This window comes from Streptomyces sp. NBC_01622 (assembly GCF_045209635.1).
Classification (GTDB): Bacteria; Actinomycetota; Actinomycetes; order Streptomycetales; family Streptomycetaceae; genus Streptomyces.
In genome coordinates this window covers 10,104,001-10,120,364 of the sequence record NZ_CP109293.1, presented here as the reverse complement: position 1 = coordinate 10,120,364, position 16,364 = coordinate 10,104,001, and the positions used below count along the sequence as shown (strand labels likewise).

The following is a 16,364-nucleotide window of genomic DNA, read 5'->3' as shown; positions in this document are numbered from 1 at the left end:
ACTCCTGGTCAGGCGGCGCTGCGGGCGGACAGATGCTCGTGTACGGCGACCCAGCCGCCGTCGGCACGGGCGAAGACGATGGTCTCCCGCTCCTGGACGGTCTCCTCGCCGGAGTCGGTGGCGATCCGGGTCTCCACGTCGTGGCTGAAGACGGCCGTGTCACCGAAGGGCTGGATCAGCTGGGCGGAGGAGGTGCAGCCGAGGATGCGGAAACCGTCCTCGTCCACCCACCGCTGCCACAGCGCGCGGTACTCGGCGGTGGAGCCGAGCCGCTGCGGGGTGGTGTGGAAGACGAAGCTCGCGTCCGGGGCGAAGGCGCCGAAGTAGTCGTCGATGCGGCCCTCGGCGAAGGCGGCGACGAGCGCGTCCGCGGCGGCCCGGACTTCCTGGACGGTGGTGGTGCTCATGCACGGCTCCTTGCGTGGGATCAGGGGGATCAGTGGGCCGCCGCGGGCTCGGTGACGGGCTCCTCGGTGCCGCCGCCGGTGATCGGCGGCACCGGTGCGTCGGAGGGCCGGACGAAGCGGGGTCCTGCCGGTCCGTACACCTCGCGCGGCTCGGGGAACACGGTGAGCAGGGCCAGGTAGAGGACGACCGCGAGGGCGAGGCCGACCGGCAGTGAGATGTCGGTGCCGCCCGCGAGGTCGCCGAGCGGGCCGACGAACTGGCCGGGGAGGTTGGTGAACAGAAGGGCCACGACGGCGGAGACCAGCCAGGTGGACATGCCGCGCCAGTTCCAGCCGTGCGTGAACCAGTAACGGCCGCCGCGCTGACGGCGGTTGAAGACCTGCAGGGCGTCCGGGTCGTACCAGCCGCGCCGGGTGACGTAGCCGAGCGTCATGACGATCATCCAGGGCGCGGTACAGGTGATGATCAGCGTCGCGAAGGTCGAGATGGACTGCGTGAGGTTCAGCGCGAAGCGGCCGACGAAGATGAACCCGATCGACAGGGCGCCGATGAAGAAGGTGGCCTGGACTCGGCTGAAGCGCGTGAAGACGCTGGAGAAGTCGAGGCCCGTGCCGTAGAGGGACGTCGTGCCGGTGGAGAGGCCGCCGATCAGGGCGATCAGGCACAGCGGCAGGAAGTACCAGCCGGGCGAGACGGCGAGGAGCCCGCCGACGTAGTTCGGGGCGGCCGGGTCGACGTACTTCGCGGCCTTCGAGGCGATGATCGACGCGGTGGCCAGGCCGAAGAGGAACGGCAGCAGGGTGGCGAGCTGGGCGAGGAACGCGGCGCCCATCACCCGGCGGCGCGGGGCCCCGGCCGGGATGTAGCGGGACCAGTCGCCGAGGAACGCGCCGAAGGAGACCGGGTTGGAGAGCACGATCAGGGCGGCGCCGATGAACGAAGGCCAGAACAGCGGGTCGGCGGTGGAGGCGAAGGTGCCCGCGTATCCGGGGTCGAAGTCGCCGGCGAAGGCGAAGGCGCCGAGCACGAAGAGGGCCGACGCGGCCAGCACCGCGATCTTGTTGACCAGCAGCATGAACTTGAAGCCGTAGACGCAGACGGCCAGGACGAGCCCGGCGAAGACCGCGTACGCGATGCCGTAGGTGACGTCCGACTCGGGGACGTCGACGAGGCGATGTGCGCCGCCGACGAGCGCGTCACCCGAGGACCACACGGAGATGGAGAAGAACGCGACGGCGGTGAGCAGGGAGAGGAACGAGCCGACGACCCTGCCGTGCACGCCCAGGTGGGCGGAGGAGGAGACGGCGTTGTTCGTGCCGTTGGTGGGGCCGAACAGGGCCATCGGGGCCAGCAGCAGCGCGCCCGCGACCAGGCCGAGGACGGTGGCGGCGAGGCCCTGCCAGAAGGAGAGGCCGAAGAGGATCGGGAAGGCGCCCAGCACACAGGTGGCGAAGGTGTTGGCACCGCCGAAGGCGAGCCGGAACAGGTCGACCGGGCGGGCCGTGCGGTCCTCGTCCGGGATCCGTTCGACGCCGTAGGTCTCGATTTCCGTGATCGAGGTCGTCACTGGCGCTCCACCTTCCGTTCATGCGAGGGGCCGGTTCCACAGTCTGTGGCCCGCGCACGACCGGCGACAATTGTGTCGGTCACGGAGCGATAGGCTTCCTTTTGTGGCTGGAAACAAAGTGACCGTCGAGGATCTGCTCGCCTTCCCCGCGCTGCAGCTCTCCGTGAAGGCCGGCCGCGGCGGGCTCGGCAGGTCCGTGTCCTGGGCGCACGCCAGCGAGCTCACCGATCCGACGCCCTGGCTGCTGGGCGCCGAGGTGATCATGACGACGGGTCTCGCGGTGCCCCGTACGGCGGCCGGACAGCGCGCCTATCTGGAGCGGCTGGACGACGCCGGAGTGTCCGCGCTCGCGCTCTCCGCGCAGCTGCACATGCCGCCGCTGCACGAGGCGTTCTTCCGCGCGGCGGAGGAGCGTGGCTTCCCGGTGCTTGAAGTGCCGCTCGCCGTCCCGTTCATCGCGGTCTCGCAGGAGGTCGCGGCCGCCGTCCAGGAGGACGCCCGGCACCGGCTGGGCGCCCAGCTCCAGGTCTTCGGCGCGCTGCGCTGGCTGGTCGCCGAGGACCTGGACACACCGGCCCTGCTGCGCCGCCTCGAAGACCTCTCGGGCTACGACGTCTATCTGTGCACGCCACAGGGCCGCCCGCTGCTGCCCGGCGTCCCCGTGCCGGATCCCACCGTCCTGCCGGCCTCCGTCGACGCCCCGCCGACCGTGCCCGGCGGATTCGTCCTGCCGGTGCCCGCGCCCGGCGGCCCGGCGGGCTTCCTCGTCGCCTACGAGCGGCAGGGCGCCCAGCCCGCGGGGCTCGCCGTCGCCCAGCACATCGCCACCGTGGCGGCGCTGCGGCTCGCGATGGTGCGCAACGAACGCGAGACGCTGCGCCGCGAGGGCGCGGAGACCCTGGCCGAACTGCTACAGGAGGTCCTCGACCCGGAGGCGGCGCGCCGCCGGCTCGCCCGGCACGCGATCGACGGCGACACCGTGCTCCTCGTGGTGCGCCACACCACCGACGAGGCGCTGCTGCGCTGTCTGGAGGACCACCCCCATCTGCTGCTCACCCGGGGCGAGGACCGCTATGTCCTGGGCGCGCCGGAGCTGACCGTGGCCATCGGTGAACTGCCGGGCGTGGCGGCCGGGATGAGCCGCCCCTTCCTGCCCGGAGCCGCGCTGCGGGTCGCCCAGCGCGAGGCGCTCTGGGCGGTCTCCAAGGCGATGGAGTCGGGCCGACCCGTCGTCCGCTACGGCGACGACGCGACCGGCCGCTGGTTGCCCGACGACCCGGCCGTCCTGACGGCACTGGTCGAGCACGTGCTCGGCGAGGTCCTGCGCTACGACGAGGCCCACGACTCGCAGCTGCTGGTCTCCGCCCGCACCTGGATGGAGCGGGACCGCCGCACCGACACGGCCGCGGCGGCCCTGCACATCCATCCGAACACCCTCGCCTACCGGCTGCGCCGCTTCGGCACCCTCACCCACCGCGACCTGACGTCGACGGGGGCGCTGGCCGAAGTCTGGCTGGCGATCCAGGCGGCGGGGGCACTGGGCCTCACCGACTGAGCACCGCCCGCGCTCAGGCCCAGGCCGTCACCGGCACGAACGAGCTGTCCGTACGGAAGAGGTCCGTGCCGTCTGTCGGGTCCACCCGGAGTTGGTAGTTGTAGTGGCGCAGGTAGTAGCCGGGGTAGTTGTACGACTCGAAGCGGAGCGAGCCGGTCGTGGCGCCGGTCCGGGCGTAGAACGTGGCGTCCTTCGCGAACGTAGTCGTGCCGTCGCCGGCGTCGAAGCGGCCCCGGAAGTCGTAGTGGCGCAGGTAGTTGCCCGCGCTGTCCCGGAACGAGAAGCCGGTCGCGTCGGCGAGGCCCGCGACAACCGTGAACGTGGACGCCTGCTTCAGCGCGGTGGTGCTCGCGCTGGTCACCACCGGCAGGTTGAGCAGGGAGGACACCTCCTGCCAGTAGCGGGTGGTGTAGTTGGCGGACTGGAAGGAGCGGGTGACGCCGGCCGCGAGGCTCGGGCCGCCCGACACCGTCTCCTTGATGACCGTGAAGTGGCGTGCCGTGCCGGAGAGGGTGGTGAGCGCGGTCGGCGCGGACCAGGTGGCGAAGGTGTCGTAGCTGTCGCTGTAGTAGTAGTTGCCGTCGCCGTAGCCGTCGAAGAAGATCCGCCAGCCGCCGTTGTCGAGCTGGACGACCGAGGGGCCCTCGCGGTAGCTGCCCCAGCCGGCCCAGTCGCCGGTCCTGGAGATCGTGTAGGGGCCGGTCAGGCTGGTGGCGGTGCCGTACTCGATGTACTTGGCCGTCTCGTTCTTCGTGAACGCGTGGTAGGTCGAGCCGATGCGCACGATGTACGTGTCGATGTGGTTGGAGCCGATGCCGGACAGGGCGACCGGTGAACTCCAGGCGGTGAGCGCGGAGTTGGTGGCCTTCAGCCGGTACGGCGTGAAGATCCACTCGTCGTCGGTGGTCGAGCAGGACACGATGACGTTGACGCTGCCGTCGCTGTCGACGAACCACTCGGGGGCCCAGGCGCGGGACAGGTTGGTGATCGGGACCGTGTAGTCGTAGAGGAAGGTCCAGTTGACGCGGTCGGTGCTGCGGGCGAAGCCGATGGTGGTGCTGACGTCCTCCCAGGTGTGGGTGGTGTACGTCAGGTAGTAGCCGTCGGTGTGCTTGAACACGCTGGCGTCGCGGATGCGGTTGCTGGGCGGGGTGTAGGCGGAGGCCTGGACGAGGCGGAAGTCGGTGGCGTCGTCGGACTGGTAGACGTTGACGGTGCCGTCGTCGCTGTTGAGGAACGGGACGATCGTGTAGCGGGTGGCGTAGCCGCTCGACGGGGCGGCGGCCAGAGCCGTGCCGAGCAGTCCGGGGGCCTCGCCCAGGACGAGTGCCGAGGCGGGCAGGGCGGCCAGCGCGCGCAGCAGGGCACGGCGGGACGGTGTGGGGGGACGTGTGGTCACGGGCGGCTCTCCCGGAGACTCGGACGTTCGCCATGTCGAACGCGGTTCGTGAATTCGGTCAGAAGGTAGGGGTGGGTCAGGAACACGTCAATGGTTTGCGCAGTGCTGGACGATCTCTGTGGGAAGCCTGTGGCGGACCGTCAACCATCCACACCACGCCGGAAGTTGCCGCATCCGCACCACGCCGGGCGCCCGGCCGTTACCGTTCGGTGGACCACCCGCTCCGGAGGTGCCGCCATGACGCCCGACCGCTCCCCCGGCCTCGCCGAGTCCGCCCGCGCGCTGGCCGCCGGTGAGGTGACGTCACGCACCCTGACCGAGCGGGCACTGAACCGGATCGAGGCAACTCAGGCCTCCCTGAACGCCTTTCGGGTCGTACGGCGGGAAGCCGCGCTCGCCGAGGCCGACGCGGCGGACCGCGAACTGGCCGCCGGAATCCGCAAGTTGCTGCTCGGGGTACCGGTCGCCGTCAAGGACGACACGGACGTGGCGGGCGAACCGACCGCGTTCGGCTGCCGGGGCGAGTTCCCGCCGGCGGCCGAGGACGGGGAGGCGGTACGACGGCTGCGGGCGGCCGGTGCCGTCATCGTCGGGAAGACGAACACCTGCGAGCTCGGGCAGTGGCCGTTCACCGAGGGGCCCGCGTTCGGCGCGACCCGCAATCCGTGGAACTCCCGTCATACGCCCGGGGGTTCGTCCGGCGGCTCTGCGGCGGCCGTCGCTGCGGGCCTGGTCCCGGCCGCGCTCGGCTCGGACGGCGCCGGGTCGGTGCGCATCCCCGCCTCCTGGACCCACCTCATCGGCGTCAAGCCGCAGCGCGGCCGTATCTCCACCTGGCCGCGCGGCGAGTCCTTCCAGGGCATCACCGTCAACGGCACCCTCGCCCGTACGGTCGAGGACGCGGCCCTGCTCCTGGACGCGGCGAGCGGCAATCACGCCCAGGACCCGCACCGGCCGCCCGCGCTGCGCATGTCCGAGGCCGTGGGGCGCGAACCCGGCCGACTGCGCATCGCGCTCTCCCTGAAGCCGCCGTTCACCGCGCTGCCCGCCCGGCTGCGCCCGGACGTACGGGCTCGGGTCCTCGAACTCGCCGAGAAACTCGCGCAGTTGGGCCATACCGTCGTAGAGGCGGATCCACCGTACGGACAGATCGGGCTGACGTTCGTCCCGCGCGCCACCGTCGGTCTCGCCGAGCGGGTCCGCGAGGCACCGCACCCCGGGCTCCTCGACCGGCGCACCCTGGACGCCGCCCGCCTCGGCCGGCTGCTCGGCGGGGCCCCGCTGCGGGCGGCGCGGCGCGCGGAGGCGACCCTGCACGACCGGTTCGGCGCGTTCTTCGGGATGTACGACCTGGTCCTCGCGCCGACAACTGCCGCTCCCCCGCCCCTTGTCGGCGCGTTGCTCGGCCTGGACGGCCTGGCCACCGACCGCGAGATGATCGCCGCCTGTCCCTACGCCTGGCCGTGGAACGTCCTCGGCTGGCCCGGCGTCAATGTCCCCGCCGGGTTCGTCGCGGGCGGACTCCCGGTCGGCGCCCAGCTGTTGGGCCCGGCGAACAGCGAACCGCTGCTGCTCTCGCTCGCCGCCCAGCTGGAGGCGGAGCTGCGCTGGCACGAGCGGTGGCCGGAGCCGATCGGCACGGATTCCCCGGCGGCACAGCGCAGTTCGGCCCGTACCCTGTGACCATGGAAGACGCTTCGATGGTCGGGCTGATGGGGCGGGTCACCGGAACGGTCGGACCCGGGCTCGTCGGTGAGGTGATCGTCCGGGTGCGCGGCGGCGCCGAGCACTTCCTCGCGTACGCCGCCACCGGCACCGGCCGGATCGAGCGGGGCACCGTGGTGATGGTCGTGGAATATCTCCCGCCGCGTACCGTCTACGTAACGGAGGCGTACGACAGTTGAGCGTACTCCCCCGCAGGTGAGAGGCGTTTCAAGGGCGTTCGCGTCAAGATTGCAACAAGGATCCGTCAGCGTCTGTACCCCGGTGTCGCACAGGCGCACACTCCCTTCGTTCGGTGCCGAAAGGGCACCATCAAAAGGGGGCGTATGCCGATGGTCATCGGCGTCGTAGCGGGGGTGGCGGTTGTCGCCATTCTCGTACTGATCGGTCTGTTCAAGTCGATGTGGCGGGTCGCCGAGCCCAACGAGGCACTCATCATCTCCGGCTCGAAACACCGTACCGAAGGCCTCGAAGAGGGCATGGGGTTCCGCATCGTCACGGGGCGCGGCACGCTGGTGCTGCCGGGTGTGCAGGCGGTGCGCAAGATCTCGCTGGACCTCAACGAGACCGAGTTGCACGTGGATTGTGTGACCACCCAGGGCATTCCGCTCAAGGTGCGGGGCGTGGTCATCTTCAAGGTGGGCGACGACTTCGTGTCGATCGCCAACGCGGGCCGTCGTTTCCTCGACCAGCAGAAGATGATGTCGGAGCGGGTGCACAACGTGTTCGCCGGTCATCTCCGGTCCATCGTGGGCGGGTTGACGGTCGAGGACATGATCCGCGACCGGGAGAAACTGACCGGCCAGACCCGTGCCGCCTGCGGTACGGAGATGGAGAAGCTGGGCCTGATCGTGGACTCGCTGCAGATCCACGAGATCGAGGACCCGACCGGGTACATCAAGAACCTCGCGATGCCGCACGCCGCCGCCGTCCAGCGGGACGCGCGCATCGCGCAGGCCGAGGCCAACCGGCTGGCCACCGAGGCCGAACAGAAGGCCGCGGCACGGATGTCGGAGGCCACCCGGGACAGCGAGATCCTGCAGGCCGGCTACCAGGCCGAGCGCGACAAGGCGGCGGCCAAGGCCCGGCAGGCCGGACCGCTCGCGGACGCCGCCGCCCGGCAGGACGTCGTCGTGCAGGAGACCCGGATCGCCGAACTCGACGCCCTGCGGCGGGAACAGCAGCTCCAGGCGGACGTCCGCAAGCCCGCGGACGCCCAGGCGTACGAGACCCGGGCCCGCGCCGAGGCCGAGCGTGACGCGCGGATCTCCGCGGCTCAAGCCAAGGCCAAGGAGACCGAGTTGGCAGCCCTGGCCGAGGCGAGCCGGATCAAGACGGCCGCGAACGCCGAGGCCGAGGCGACCCAGGCACGCGGTGCGGCCGCAGCGACGGCGACCAGGGCCACCGGTGAGGCCGAGGCCGCCGCGGCCCAGGCGAAGGGTCTGGCCGCCGCCGAGGCGACCCGGGCCCAGGGTCTGGCCGAGGCGGAGGCCATCAAGGCGAGGGCCGCGGCCCTCGCCGAGAACCAGGAAGCGGTGGTCGCGCAGCAACTCGCCGAGAACTGGCCGGAGATCGTGCGGGCCGGCGCGTCCGCGTTCGGCAGCGTCGACAACATGGTGGTCCTCAACGGGGCCGACGGCATGGCGGAGATGCTCGCCAAGGCCCTCACGATGGGCGGTGCCGGACTCGGTCTGGCCCGCCAGCTGCTCTCCACGATGAACGAGAACGGGCAGGCCCCGAACGGGACTTCGGCCCTCAACGGGAGTGTGCAACCGTCGTCGCAGAAGGTGCCGGTGGAGACGGACGAGAAGTGACGTCAACGGGAGGCTGACGTACCGGTCACGGGGGACACCCTCTAAGGTGCCCCCCGTGACCGCCTTTACCGATGAGAACGTCCCGGGCCGCTTCGGCCCCTCCGCCACCACCGAGGCCGACCCGCGCGAGGTCGGCAAGGTGCGTACCGAGTACTCTCCCGCACACGACGGGGACCCCGACCCCGGTGAGATCGTCTGGACCTGGGTGCCGTTCGAGGAGAACGACGGCCGGGGCAAGGACCGCCCGGTGCTCGTCGTCGCCCGTGAGCCCGGCGGGACCCTGCTCGCCGTCCAGCTCTCCAGCAAGCGGCACGACGCCGACCGCGAGTGGGTGGCGATCGGCAACGGCCCGTGGGACAAGTCGGGCCGCGACTCGTGGGTCGACGTGGACCGCATCCTGCGCCTGCACGAGGACGGCATGCGCCGCGAGGCGTGCGCGATCGACCAGATGCGCTTCAACCTCGTCCGCCACCGGCTGCACGAGCGCTACGGCTGGACCTGACGGGCTAGCTCCGGAGCTGACGCTCTGGGAAAGCCCGAACGAAAGCGGCCCGGACCGTGGCACCCGGTGTGCGGTCCAGGATGCCGAACACCACGTGCTCGAAGGCCGCGGCGAACCGTCCGCCCGGCCCGAGCAGCGTGTGGAAGGCGCCCGCGACCTGTGCCGGGTCGTTCTGGAACACCCCGCAGCCCCAGGCCCCCAGGACCAGCCGCCGGTAGCCGTGCGTCAGCGCCGTCTCCAGCACCCGCTCCGCCCGTGCGGCGACGGCGCCCGGCAGCTCGGCCGCGCGCTCCGGTGCCGTGCGCAGGACGACCCCGGCGTTCGGCGCGGCGGCGGTCAGGAAGCCGGCGGTGTACGGCTCGTCCAGGAGGCGGCCCTTGTCGTCGCGGAAGACGGGGACGGCCGGTGAGTGGATGACCCGGTCCGTGTAGAACGGGTCCCGGTGGGCGCGGTGATGGTCGTAGAAACCGCGGGCCTCGAGCAGGCAGGTGTACAGCGCGGAGGCGCGGCACAGGGCCTCTTCCTGGGCCTGCGCGCCGTTGAGGAAGCCGCCGCCCGGATTGCGGGCCGAGGCGAAGTTCAGCACGGCGACCTGGCCGGTGAGCCGGCGGGCGGCCTCCAGGCTGCTCTCGCCCGTGACCTCGATGAACGTGTCCACCGGCGAGAGTGCCGGTATGCGCACCGGTCCCGGTCCGTGCAGGCCGGTGCCCGCCCGGGCCGCCTCGATCTCGGCCGCGATGGACACCTCGCGCCCGTCCGCCGTGCGGTACCCGCCGGCCGCCACGATCTGCTCGGTCTGCTGCGCGATGCCGCGCAGGCGCGCGCTCATGGCATAACCCCCGTGTACGCCATGAGAGCGCGCCCCGCGATCTCCCCCGTGTTCTCCCCCGTCGTGCTCATACCTGCATCGTGAGCGATGCTGGTCGTGCGGTGCAACGGAGTTTCCGGGCTCCGCGAACGGCCGGCGAACCGGAGATTACCGATCCCGAACGTGGCAATACGCACCCTTGTGCGACCAGCCGCGAGGGTCTTGGGTGGGACGAGTGTGCCGGCCCGGGCCCAACCGAAACCGGGCCGGTGGCATGGTGGAATCTCAGGAGGATCCCGACATGTCCGATACGGCAAGTGACTGTAGCGACTGTACGGAGCCCCGTACCGCGGTCACCGAACCCGAGGTGGAGGCCCTGGTCAAGGGCATCTGCTTCAAGACCGGTCCGCCCCGAACCCTCGGGGTCGAAGTGGAATGGCTCGTCCACGAGCTGCGGCTGCCGCAGCTCCCCGTGACACCCGAACGACTCGAAGCGGCCTATGCCGCGTTGAAGACCGTGCACCTGAGGTCGGCGCTCACCGTCGAGCCCGGCGGCCAGCTGGAACTGAGCTCGTCGCCCGCCGCCTCCCTGATGGAGTGCATCGGTTCCGTCTCCCAAGACCTCGACACCGTCCGCGCGGTGCTGGCCCGCGACAACCTGGGGCTGGTCGGCGTCGGCCACGATCCCTGGCACCCGCCGCGCCGGTTCCTGCACGAGCCGCGCTATGACGCGATGGAGCGCTGCCTCGACCGCACCGGCCCCGCCGGCCGCCGCATGATGTGCAGCTCGGCGTCCGTGCAGGTGTGCCTGGACGCCGGCTACGAGGAGCCGGGACCGCTCGGCCACGGGCGGCGCTGGTGGCTGGCGCACCAGCTGGGCGCGGTGCTGGTGGCCGCGTTCGCCAACTCCCCGCTGGTCGGCCGCAGCCCCACGGGCTGGCGTTCCTCCCGGCAGCTGATCTGGATGGAGATCGGCCCCGGGCGGGCGGGCGCGCCCCCGCTGGACGCGGAGCCGCGCGGCGCCTGGGCGGAGCACGTCCTCGACTCGCCGGTGATGTGCGTCCGGCGCGAGGACGGCCCGTGGGACGTGCCCGAGGGGCTCACGTTCCGGGAGTGGACCCGGTCCTCGACGCCCCCGACCCGTGCCGACCTCGACTATCACCTCACCACTCTGTTCCCGCCGGTCAGACCGCGCGGCCATCTCGAACTGCGCATGATCGACGCGCAGCCCGGGGACGACGGCTGGATCGTGCCGCTGGCCGTGACGACGGCGCTGTTCGACGACCCGGAGGCCGCCGAGACCGCGTACCGGGCCGTGAAGCCGCTGGCCGAGCGGTCCCTGGGGCTGCCCGCGCCGCACAATCCGCTGTGGATCGACGCGGCCCGCTACGGACTGTCCGACCCGGAGCTGCACGAAGTGGCGCTCGTCTGCTTCGCGACGGCGCTGGAGGCCCTGCCCCGGCTGGGCGCCAGCGCCAAGGTCACGGACGCCGTCCGCGCGTACTTCGACCGCTATGTCATCCGGGGCCGCTGCCCCGCCGACGATCTGCTCGACCGCGTGCGTGGCACGGACAGCCGCCCGCACGGGAAGGACATCCGCACATGACCGACGCCGACACGACCGTTGATGACACGACCGTTGATGACATCGATATCGAGGCGCTCAGGGAACGGGCGCTGACCACCCTCACCACGGCCCGGGACCGCACCACGCTCCTGACGAGCTGCGTGGACGAGCCCGAACTCACCGCTCAGCACTCGCCGTTGATGTCCCCTCTGGTCTGGGACCTCGCACACATCGGCAACCAGGAGGAGCTGTGGCTGCTGCGGGCCGTCGGCGGCCGGGACGCGATGCGGCCCGAGATCGACGGCCTCTACGACGCGTTCGAGCACCCGCGCTCCGAACGCCCCTCGCTGCCGCTGCTGCCGCCCGCGGAGGCCCGGCAGTACGCGGCCGAGGTGCGCGGCCGGGTGACGGACGTACTCGCTGATTCGGCGTTCCGCGGGACGCGGCTGACGGAGGCGGGCTTCGCCTTCGGGATGATCGCCCAGCACGAACAGCAGCACGACGAAACGATGTTGATCACCCATCAGCTCCGCACGGGGCCACAGGCGTTGACGGCTCCGGACCCGGAACCGGTACCGCTGTTCACCGGCCCGGCCGAAGTCCTCGTCCCCGGCGGCCCGTTCACCATGGGCACCTCCACCGAGCCGTGGGCCCTGGACAACGAGAAGCCCGCGCACCGGCGCGAGGTGGCCCCCTTCTACATCGACACGACCCCGGTGACCAACGGCGCGTATCTGGCGTTCATCGAGGACGGCGGCTACGACGACCCGCGCTGGTGGACGAAGGAGGGCTGGGCGCACATCCGCCGCAACTCCGTTGTCGCGCCGCAGTTCTGGCGCCGTGAGGCGGGCCAGTGGCTGCGGCGCCGGTTCGGTGTCACGGAGGCCGTGCCGCTCGACGAGCCGGTGGTGCACGTGTGCTGGTACGAGGCCGACGCCTACGCCCGCTGGGCCGGACGCCGGCTGCCCACCGAGGCCGAGTGGGAGAAGGCGGCCCGCCACGACCCGGTGAACGACCGCTCGATGCGCTACCCGTGGGGCGACGCCGACCCGGCCCCTGAGCACGCCAACCTCGGCCAGCGTCACCTCCGCCCGGCCCCTGCGGGCAGCTATCCGGCGGGCGAATCACCGCTGGGGGTACGCCAGTTGATCGGTGACGTGTGGGAGTGGACGTCGAGCGACTTCCTGCCCTACCCGGGGTTCAGGGCGTTCCCGTACAAGGAGTACTCGGAGGTGTTCTTCGGCCCCGAGTACAAGGTGCTGCGGGGCGGTTCGTTCGCCGTGGACGAGGTGGCCTGCCGGGGCACGTTCCGCAACTGGGACTATCCGATCCGGCGGCAGATCTTCTCCGGCTTCCGCACCGCCCGCTCGGGGGCCGTCTGATGTGCCGTCATCTGGCATACCTGGGACCCGAGGAGCCGCTCGGCCGGCTCCTCGTGGACCCGGAGCACAGCCTGTACCGCCAGTCCTGGGAACCGCGTCGGCAGAAGCACGGGAGGGTCAACGCCGATGGTTTCGGGGTGGGTTGGTACGCCGAGGGCGACCCGGTGCCGGGCCGCTACCGGCGGGCCGTGCCCATCTGGGGCGACCAGTCCTTCGCCGACCTGGCCCGCGTGGTCCGTACGGGGGCGCTGCTGGCCGCCGTACGGGACGCGACGTTCGCGGGTGCGGACGGGGAGGCCGCGGCGGCGCCGTTCGCCACGGGCCCCTGGCTGTTCAGCCACAACGGCGCCGTCACCGGCTGGCCCCAGACGCTCGCGGCGCTCGCCCAACGGCTGCCGCCGGTGGACCTGTTGTCCCTTGAGGCCCGCTGCGACTCGGCGCTCGTCTGGGCGCTGGTCCTGGGCCGGCTGCGGGCGGGCGACGAGGAGGGCCAGGCGCTGGCCGACACGGTGGTGGAGGTCGCCCATGCCGCCCCCGGCTCCCGTCTCAACCTCCTTCTCACCAACGGTGAGTCGATCGCCGCGACGGCCTGGGGCGACACCCTCTGGTACCTCTCGGAGCCCGGCCGCCGCACGGTCGTCGCCTCCGAGCCCTACGACGACGACCCGCACTGGCAGGAGGTCCCCGACCGCACCTTGCTCACCGCGACCCGCGCCGAGGTCCTCCTCACCCCCCTCAAAGATCTCGCACCATCGAAGGAGCCCCGCACGTGAGCCCGTTCCTTCTCACCCGCACCCTGCCCGAGGACGCCACCGACGCGGCCCTGCGCGCCGACGTCCTGCACGGCCTCACCCGCACCCCGAAGACCCTCCCGCCGAAGTGGTTCTACGACACTCACGGCAGCGAACTCTTCGAGCAGATCACCGAGTTGCCCGAGTACTACCCGACCCGCGCGGAACGGGAGATCCTCATCGACCGGGCCGGCGAGATCGCCGCCGCGACCGGCGCGCGGACGCTCGTCGAGCTGGGCTCCGGTTCCTCGGACAAGACGCGCCACCTCCTCGACGCGTTCACCGACCTGGCCCTGTACGTCCCCGTCGACGTCAGCGAGAGCGCGCTCACGCAGGCCGGGCACGCCCTCATCGCGGAGCGGCCGGGGCTCGACGTACATGCCCTGATCGCCGACTTCACCGGCGCGATCACCCTCCCGGAGACACCGGGACCGCGCCTGCTGGCGTTCCTCGGCGGCACGATCGGCAACCTGCTGCCGGCCGAACGCGCCACGTTCTTCGACGGCCTCCGCGCACTGCTCTCACCCGGCGACGCGCTGCTGCTGGGCACGGACCTGGTCAAGGACGAACAGGTGCTGGTCAGGGCCTACGACGACGCGGCCGGGGTGACGGCCGCGTTCAACAAGAACGTCCTGGCCGTGGTCGACCGCGAACTGGGCGCCGACTTCGACGCCGCCGCCTTCGACCACGTGGCCCTCTGGGACGCCGGCAACGAGTGGATCGAGATGCGGCTGCGGTCCCGCACGGACCAGACCGTCAAGATCCCGGCGCTCGATCTCGCCGTCGACTTCACGGCCGGCGAGGAACTGCGCACGGAGATCTCGGCGAAGTTCCGCAAGGAGGGCGTGCGGAGCGAACTGGCGGCGGCCGGGCTGGAGTTGGCCCACTGGTGGACCGACCGGGAGGGCCGCTTCGCGCTGTCGCTGAGCGTGGTGCGCTGACGGCGGATGACGGGCCGTCTCGCGCACTGCCGCGCCTTGGGGCACGGTGGAGTTTGGAGTGACGCGTGACGCGCCCGTCACGGCCGAGAGGAGTACCCGCATGTCCAACCACACGTACCGGGTCACCGAGATCGTCGGCACCTCCCACGAGGGCATCGACCAGGCCATCCGCAACGGCGTCGCCCGCGCCGCGCAGACCTTGCGCAGCCTCGACTGGTTCGAGGTGACGCAGGTAAGGGGCCAGATCGAGAACGGGCAGATCGAGCACTTCCAGGTCGGCCTCAAGGTCGGCTTCCGCATCGAGGACGAGGACTGACGGCCGGACTCGCAGTGCGCCTACCGTGGGCGCACCGCGTAGGTCAGGTGCGTCACCCGCGAAGACGGCTGCGAACGGAGCGGCTCCAGCGCGATCCTGGACGCGTCCACGCCGTCGAACAGGCGGGTGCCGGTGCCGAAGAGCACCGGTGACAGCGTGATCGAGAACTCGTCGACCAGGCCCGCATTGAGGTACTCCAGGATCGTCGCACCGCCGCCGGCGATGCGGACGTCGAGGTCCCCGGCGGCCTCACGGGCCTGGTCGAGGGCGTGCTCGATGCCGTCGTCGAAGAAGTGGAACGTGGTGCCGCCGGGCCGCTCCCACGGGTCACGCTTGGTGTGCGTCACCACGAAGACCGGGGTGTGGAAGGGCGCCTCCTCCGGCCAGGACCGCTCGCCGAGGTCGAACATGCGCCTGCCCATGACGCTCGCGCCGGTCCGCTCGAACGTCTCCCGCGCCATGTCGTTGTCGAGGCCCTCCTCGCCGCCCTCGCCCAGCTTCAGGTTCTCCCGGAAGAACCGCAGCGGGAACACCCACTGCTGCAGCTCCGTCCACTGCGCCAGCCAGCGCTGCACGTCCGGGTCGTCCCGTCTGCCGGGCGCGAAGAGCTCGTCCTGGTCGGGCACGGGCTCGGGTGCGACGAAGCCGTCCAGCGACATCGACACGCTGAAGAACACCTTCCCGGCCATCAGCTCTCCGCCCCCTTCCGCGCGAGGTCGGTGACATAGGCCGCCAGGCTGCCCAGGGTCTGCTCGCCGCCCTCGATCGCGTGGTACTTCTCGGCCGCCTCGTCGCGCAGTTCCCTGGTGGGGAACACCGTGCGCATGACGATCCGGGTCGCCGCGCCGGCCGCCGCGAAGGTCAGGACCGACTCGAAGGCGTCCGGGTCGTCGCGGGTCTCGCCGTGCAGCAGCTCGATCCGCTCAGGCGGGACGATCCGCGTCCAGCCAATCCACTCGGAGTAGTCGGTCCCGTCCGGCCCGTGCAGCACGAAGACCCACTCCCCGCCCTCGCGGAACTCGAAGGACCGCGTGGTGGTGGTGAACCCGTCCGGCCCCCACCACCGCGACAGATGCCGGACCTCGGTGAACGCCTCGAACACCAGCTCCTGCGGGGCGTCGATGACCCGGGAGATCACGATCTCCCGTTCGGCCGTCGCCGACTCCGCGCCCATTTCCCGCCTTGCCGCCGCCATCCGTCATTCCTCCTGCCGTGCCTGCTTGAGGTCCTGCACATAGGTGTCCAGCCGGTCGAAACTCTCGTTCCAGAACCGCTCGAATCCGCCGGCCCACTCGTGGACGGGCCGCAGCCCGCGGGCGTCCAGGCCGTACAGGCGCTGCTTGCCCGCCTCGCGGACCCGCACCAGGCCCACCTCCCGGAGCACCCGCAGATGCTTGGACGCCCCCGGCTGGCTCATCCCCAGCTCGTGCGCCAACTCGGTCACCGGCCGCTCGCCCGCCCGCAACAGCGCCAGGATCTCCCGGCGCTGCGGCTCGGCGATCGCGTTGAAGACGTCCGACGTCGTCGCTGCTCGTGCCATGCGGCCATCGTATGCCGATATGGGAATACGTCAAGCCGGAGAGGAACCGGGC

The 16,364-nt window shown here is 71.4% G+C and carries 17 protein-coding genes; 10 read left to right on the top strand and 7 right to left on the bottom strand.

The genetic code is table 11. The features are described from left to right. Window positions 1-8: 8 nt before the first annotated feature. Complete coding sequence (locus OH768_RS46875) at window positions 9-407, bottom strand: nuclear transport factor 2 family protein (protein WP_406463075.1); 399 nt, start codon at window positions 405-407, stop codon at window positions 9-11. A gap of 29 nt (window positions 408-436) precedes the next feature. Then, a complete protein-coding gene (locus OH768_RS46870; RefSeq protein ID WP_406463074.1) occupies window positions 437-1,975 on the bottom strand; it encodes a purine-cytosine permease family protein in 1,539 nt (512 codons plus the stop codon). Window positions 1,976-2,078: 103 nt separating this feature from the next. Here OH768_RS46870 and OH768_RS46865 point away from each other — a divergent pair, with 103 nt between their 5' ends. Next, window positions 2,079-3,530 (top strand): PucR family transcriptional regulator, encoded by a 1,452-nt coding sequence (locus OH768_RS46865; protein ID WP_406463072.1) that lies wholly within the window; start codon window positions 2,079-2,081, stop codon window positions 3,528-3,530. Between the two features lie 13 nt (window positions 3,531-3,543). Here the strand turns inward: OH768_RS46865 and OH768_RS46860 are convergent, their stop codons facing one another. Next, complete coding sequence (locus OH768_RS46860) at window positions 3,544-4,929, bottom strand: glycoside hydrolase family 43 protein (RefSeq protein ID WP_406463071.1); 1,386 nt, start codon at window positions 4,927-4,929, stop codon at window positions 3,544-3,546. A 237-nt stretch (window positions 4,930-5,166) separates the two neighbouring features. Here OH768_RS46860 and OH768_RS46855 point away from each other — a divergent pair, with 237 nt between their 5' ends. The 4 genes from OH768_RS46855 (at window position 5,167) to OH768_RS46840 (ending at window position 8,967) form a co-directional block, all read left to right on the top strand. Further along, entirely contained in the window at window positions 5,167-6,612 is a 1,446-nt protein-coding gene (locus OH768_RS46855; RefSeq protein ID WP_406463070.1) for an amidase, read from the top strand. Window positions 6,613-6,614: 2 nt separating this feature from the next. Beyond that, window positions 6,615-6,833, top strand: coding sequence for a hypothetical protein (locus tag OH768_RS46850; protein ID WP_317882467.1), 219 nt, complete (start codon window positions 6,615-6,617; stop codon window positions 6,831-6,833). A gap of 144 nt (window positions 6,834-6,977) precedes the next feature. Next, window positions 6,978-8,465 carry a flotillin family protein gene (locus OH768_RS46845; RefSeq protein ID WP_406463069.1) on the top strand — a complete coding sequence of 496 codons (1,488 nt, stop codon included), beginning with the start codon at window positions 6,978-6,980 and terminating at the stop codon, window positions 8,463-8,465. 55 nt (window positions 8,466-8,520) lie between these two features. After that, window positions 8,521-8,967 carry a type II toxin-antitoxin system PemK/MazF family toxin gene (locus OH768_RS46840; RefSeq protein WP_093623598.1) on the top strand — a complete coding sequence of 149 codons (447 nt, stop codon included), beginning with the start codon at window positions 8,521-8,523 and terminating at the stop codon, window positions 8,965-8,967. 4 nt (window positions 8,968-8,971) lie between these two features. Here the strand turns inward: OH768_RS46840 and OH768_RS46835 are convergent, their stop codons facing one another. Then, window positions 8,972-9,796: a TIGR02452 family protein gene (locus OH768_RS46835; RefSeq protein WP_406463067.1), complete on the bottom strand. Its 825-nt coding sequence runs from the start codon at window positions 9,794-9,796 to the stop codon at window positions 8,972-8,974. A gap of 280 nt (window positions 9,797-10,076) precedes the next feature. Between OH768_RS46835 and egtA the strand changes: the two genes are divergently transcribed. From egtA to OH768_RS46810, 5 genes are all read left to right on the top strand, one after another. Continuing rightward, window positions 10,077-11,381: an ergothioneine biosynthesis glutamate--cysteine ligase EgtA gene (gene egtA / locus OH768_RS46830; RefSeq protein WP_406463066.1), complete on the top strand. Its 1,305-nt coding sequence runs from the start codon at window positions 10,077-10,079 to the stop codon at window positions 11,379-11,381. After that, a complete protein-coding gene (gene egtB / locus OH768_RS46825; RefSeq protein WP_406463065.1) occupies window positions 11,378-12,724 on the top strand; it encodes an ergothioneine biosynthesis protein EgtB in 1,347 nt (448 codons plus the stop codon). The genes egtA and egtB overlap by 4 nt, the downstream gene beginning before the upstream one ends. After that, complete coding sequence (egtC, locus tag OH768_RS46820) at window positions 12,724-13,497, top strand: ergothioneine biosynthesis protein EgtC (RefSeq protein WP_406463064.1); 774 nt, start codon at window positions 12,724-12,726, stop codon at window positions 13,495-13,497. The genes egtB and egtC overlap by 1 nt, the downstream gene beginning before the upstream one ends. Next, window positions 13,494-14,456 (top strand): L-histidine N(alpha)-methyltransferase, encoded by a 963-nt coding sequence (gene egtD, locus OH768_RS46815; protein WP_406463062.1) that lies wholly within the window; start codon window positions 13,494-13,496, stop codon window positions 14,454-14,456. The genes egtC and egtD overlap by 4 nt, the downstream gene beginning before the upstream one ends. A gap of 100 nt (window positions 14,457-14,556) precedes the next feature. Beyond that, window positions 14,557-14,772, top strand: coding sequence for a dodecin (locus OH768_RS46810; RefSeq protein WP_033279016.1), 216 nt, complete (start codon window positions 14,557-14,559; stop codon window positions 14,770-14,772). A 20-nt stretch (window positions 14,773-14,792) separates the two neighbouring features. On the opposite strand, the gene OH768_RS46805 is transcribed toward OH768_RS46810, so the two are convergent. Genes OH768_RS46805 through OH768_RS46795 form a run of 3 tightly spaced genes read right to left on the bottom strand, consistent with a single transcriptional unit; the run spans window position 14,793 to window position 16,312 of the window. Then, on the bottom strand, window positions 14,793-15,461 hold the full coding sequence (locus OH768_RS46805; RefSeq protein ID WP_406463061.1) for a dihydrofolate reductase family protein: 669 nt from the start codon (window positions 15,459-15,461) through the stop codon (window positions 14,793-14,795). Beyond that, complete coding sequence (locus OH768_RS46800; RefSeq protein WP_406463059.1) at window positions 15,461-15,967, bottom strand: SRPBCC family protein; 507 nt, start codon at window positions 15,965-15,967, stop codon at window positions 15,461-15,463. The genes OH768_RS46805 and OH768_RS46800 overlap by 1 nt, the downstream gene beginning before the upstream one ends. 3 nt (window positions 15,968-15,970) lie before the next feature. Beyond that, window positions 15,971-16,312 (bottom strand): metalloregulator ArsR/SmtB family transcription factor, encoded by a 342-nt coding sequence (locus OH768_RS46795; RefSeq protein ID WP_317881026.1) that lies wholly within the window; start codon window positions 16,310-16,312, stop codon window positions 15,971-15,973. Window positions 16,313-16,364 lie beyond the last annotated feature (52 nt).

What these genes read in the sequence shown, in the direction of transcription:
- OH768_RS46875 (WP_406463075.1), bottom strand. Translation starts at nt 407, where the DNA reads ATGAGCACCACCACCGTCCAGGAAGTCCGGGCCGCCGCGGACGCGCTC.
- OH768_RS46855 (WP_406463070.1), top strand. Translation starts at nt 5,167, where the DNA reads ATGACGCCCGACCGCTCCCCCGGCCTCGCCGAGTCCGCCCGCGCGCTG.
- OH768_RS46850 (WP_317882467.1), top strand. Translation starts at nt 6,615, where the DNA reads ATGGAAGACGCTTCGATGGTCGGGCTGATGGGGCGGGTCACCGGAACG.
- OH768_RS46845 (WP_406463069.1), top strand. Translation starts at nt 6,978, where the DNA reads ATGCCGATGGTCATCGGCGTCGTAGCGGGGGTGGCGGTTGTCGCCATT.
- OH768_RS46835 (WP_406463067.1), bottom strand. Translation starts at nt 9,796, where the DNA reads ATGAGCGCGCGCCTGCGCGGCATCGCGCAGCAGACCGAGCAGATCGTG.
- egtA (WP_406463066.1), top strand. Translation starts at nt 10,077, where the DNA reads ATGTCCGATACGGCAAGTGACTGTAGCGACTGTACGGAGCCCCGTACC.
- egtB (WP_406463065.1), top strand. Translation starts at nt 11,378, where the DNA reads ATGACCGACGCCGACACGACCGTTGATGACACGACCGTTGATGACATC.
- egtC (WP_406463064.1), top strand. Translation starts at nt 12,724, where the DNA reads ATGTGCCGTCATCTGGCATACCTGGGACCCGAGGAGCCGCTCGGCCGG.
- OH768_RS46810 (WP_033279016.1), top strand. Translation starts at nt 14,557, where the DNA reads ATGTCCAACCACACGTACCGGGTCACCGAGATCGTCGGCACCTCCCAC.
- OH768_RS46805 (WP_406463061.1), bottom strand. Translation starts at nt 15,461, where the DNA reads ATGGCCGGGAAGGTGTTCTTCAGCGTGTCGATGTCGCTGGACGGCTTC.
- OH768_RS46800 (WP_406463059.1), bottom strand. Translation starts at nt 15,967, where the DNA reads ATGGCGGCGGCAAGGCGGGAAATGGGCGCGGAGTCGGCGACGGCCGAA.
- OH768_RS46795 (WP_317881026.1), bottom strand. Translation starts at nt 16,312, where the DNA reads ATGGCACGAGCAGCGACGACGTCGGACGTCTTCAACGCGATCGCCGAG.